Source organism: Caballeronia sp. GAWG1-1, from assembly GCF_023631465.1.
Classification (GTDB): Bacteria; Pseudomonadota; Gammaproteobacteria; order Burkholderiales; family Burkholderiaceae; genus Caballeronia.
The window spans coordinates 1-2,776 of record NZ_JALQDB010000085.1 but is presented as its reverse complement, the minus strand read 5'-3'; the positions used below and the strand labels follow the sequence as shown (position 1 = coordinate 2,776).

Here is a 2,776-nt window from a genome sequence, read left to right as displayed (position 1 = left end):
CTGGCGACTGAATCCAACCATAGCCTGACGTATGTCGCATGGCAATGCGCAAGGGACGCCGTCTAATGCGCGCTTACGATTGACGAAGCACAGCTGTGGATAGCAACAGGGCTACCGCCGATTCGAGTAAGCGTGAATGTTTCTCCCGTGCAGCTGGAAAACCCAAACTTCTTATCGATGATTAAGCGTTCGCTGCATTCGCACGGATTTGCGCCGCATTTGTTGGAAATCGAGCTTACCGAGGGCGCGTTAATACGCGATATCGAAGTTGCTGAGCAAGCACTCAGAAGCCTTAAAGAAATTGGACTATCTATTGCCATTGATGATTTTGGAACTGGATATTCCAGCCTCGCCTCTTTGCAGTGCTTCGATATAGATCGAATCAAAATCGATCAAAAATTCGTTCAGGCGATTGGGGTGGCGCCACGAGGCGAGGCAATCATCAAGGCGGTGATTACCCTTGCACACGCCCTAGGCTTTCATATTCTTGCTGAGGGCGTCGAGACGGACGAACAGCGAAAGTTTCTCATACAGAGCGCCTGTAAGGTCGGACAAGGATACCTTTTTGACCAGCCCCTGTCTGCAGCTGACATGAGAGAACGGTTGCGCCGACGTCCGCTTTTGCATAGGGACGCCCTGGCAATGGATAGCTCGCTGAAGGCAATTCCTAGTAATCGACCAGACGTTGCGCGTACCTGCGTTGCCAACTTAACGTCGTGAGACAACATCGATAGAGAGGATGAGGGATGCATGATCAAATGCGGCACTCCTTAGTCGCGCAAGTCTTCGAATGCATCGTAGCGACTCACGATCGCCACGTCATGCTCCTTGCTGGGTTGGTGTGCGCTGTGGGTATCTATGCTTCATTCGCTATTGCCCGACATGCTGCGCGTTCAACGGGCGTCGGTCGCACGCAGTGGGGCCTGACGAGCGTGATTGCAAGCGGCTGCACCGCTTGGGCAACGCACTTCATCGTTTTGCTGGCCTATCAGCCAAACATGCTGGTGGCCTTTGAGCCTGTCCTCACAGCGGTCTCGCTCACATGTGCCATTCTGGGCATTGGCGGCGGCGTAGCAGTCTCCATTAACAGTAAGCGTGGCCCCCGGCAGTTTATCGCCGGGTTGATCATCGGCGTGGGCGTTGCCGCATTACACTACATTGGGCAGAGCGCTTACTTGGTGCAAGGAGCGATTAGATGGAACCTCGGGCTCGTTATTCCGTCGATTATAGTCAGCCTGCCGATCTTCGGCCTGTCCATGGTGGCTGTTGCAAGCCGAAGTCGCCTTCTGCAGATGTGTGGCGCGCCGTCGATGCTTTTGGGAATCACGATACTGCATTTTTGCGGCATGGCGGCAATGACTTTAGCGCAAGATTCGAGCGTTGAGTTTCCGGCGGACGCTGTTGCTCCTCAAACCATTACTCCAATCGTTGCGGGGATCTCACTGGCCCTTATCGCACTGGCACTTCTGGGTTGGCGCTTCGATCTCGCCGCTAAAGCCAGAATTCGCCAAGACCGTAAGAGGTTGCGCGACCTCGCCGACGTGGCGCTTGAGGGGTTGCTGATCACTCAAAATGATTTGATCATAGCGGCTAATAAAAGCATTGAACGCCTATCCGGTTTCAACCAAGACGATCTTACGGGGAGCGACATCGTTCGAATCCTGCCAGGGCTTGAACTCATTGATCTTGCTGAACACGAAGAGCGCGAAGCGAACCTTTTTGGTGTTGACGGGACTGTCATTCCAGTGCGCGTGCTGCGCTCCAACGTCCCGCTTGGGCACAAGGTGCAAACCGTGATTGCTGTACGCGACCAGCGGGAACGGCTTCATACCGAGGAAAAGATGCGTAGGCTGGCGTTTGTCGATCCGCTAACCGGCTTGCACAACCGCACGAAGTTCACGGAGTTGCTTGAACGCTATACGTCGACTGCACGACACTCGGAAGAAAAGCTTGCAATTCTGTTGATCGATCTTGATAGCTTCAACATAGTGAACGACACGTTTGGGCATGCAGTCGGTGACATCGTCCTCCAAGAGGTCTCTCTTCGTCTGTTGTCAGTTGCAAAAGAGAAGGGTGTGGTTGCGCGGCTAGGCGGCGATGAATTCATCGTAATGCTAACGGGGCAAGCAAGCGTCATAACGGCCGTCGATGTCGCAGCTGAGATCATCGAGGAGTTGAGCGCTCGACCCTTCGGACCTGACGGGAAAACTATCCATATTGGTGCCAGCGCCGGGCTGGCGTTATTTCCAGAAGATGGAAAAGATGCGACATCGCTGTTGAGGAACGCCGACCTTGCTATGTATTTAGCAAAAAGCGAAGGCAAGGGCACATTTCGACGCTATCGAAAAATTCTACACGACAGACTTCAAGAGCGGCAGACCCTAGAGGCAGGACTGCGAGCGGCGTTGTCCGAAGGACATCTCGAACTGCACTACCAGCCCCTTGTTGACACCTCGACCGGGCGCATCACGTCCGCAGAGGCTTTAGTGCGTTGGCGCCATCCAACGCAGGGCCTTATCGCACCGGCTACTTTTATCGGTCTCGCTGAAGAGACTGGGCTTATCGTGCCGCTTGGAGCCTGGGTATTGCGCACCGCGTGCGCTGAAGCGTCGACGTGGCCGGCTGAGATTGGTGTTGCTGTTAATCTCTCGCCGGCTCAGTTTCTTGATCAATCCCTCGTCTCGGTAGTGGCATCGGCCGTAAGCGCCTCATCTCGACCGTTCTCTCGCCGGCGGTGAATAGAGGTAATTTGGTTCCCACCAAACTTTTTAGCGGG

At 54.4% G+C, this 2,776-nt stretch carries 2 protein-coding genes; both read left to right on the top strand.

Annotation, left to right across the window (positions count from 1 at the left end; genetic code table 11):
- Positions 1-78: 78 nt before the first annotated feature.
- On the top strand, positions 79-720 hold the full coding sequence (locus NCT03_RS33500) for an EAL domain-containing protein (protein ID WP_350030213.1): 642 nt from the start codon (positions 79-81) through the stop codon (positions 718-720).
- A 26-nt stretch (positions 721-746) separates the two neighbouring features.
- Positions 747-2,738, top strand: coding sequence for a bifunctional diguanylate cyclase/phosphodiesterase (locus tag NCT03_RS33495; RefSeq protein WP_250495494.1), 1,992 nt, complete (start codon positions 747-749; stop codon positions 2,736-2,738).
- The last annotated feature ends 38 nt before the right edge of the window (positions 2,739-2,776 follow it).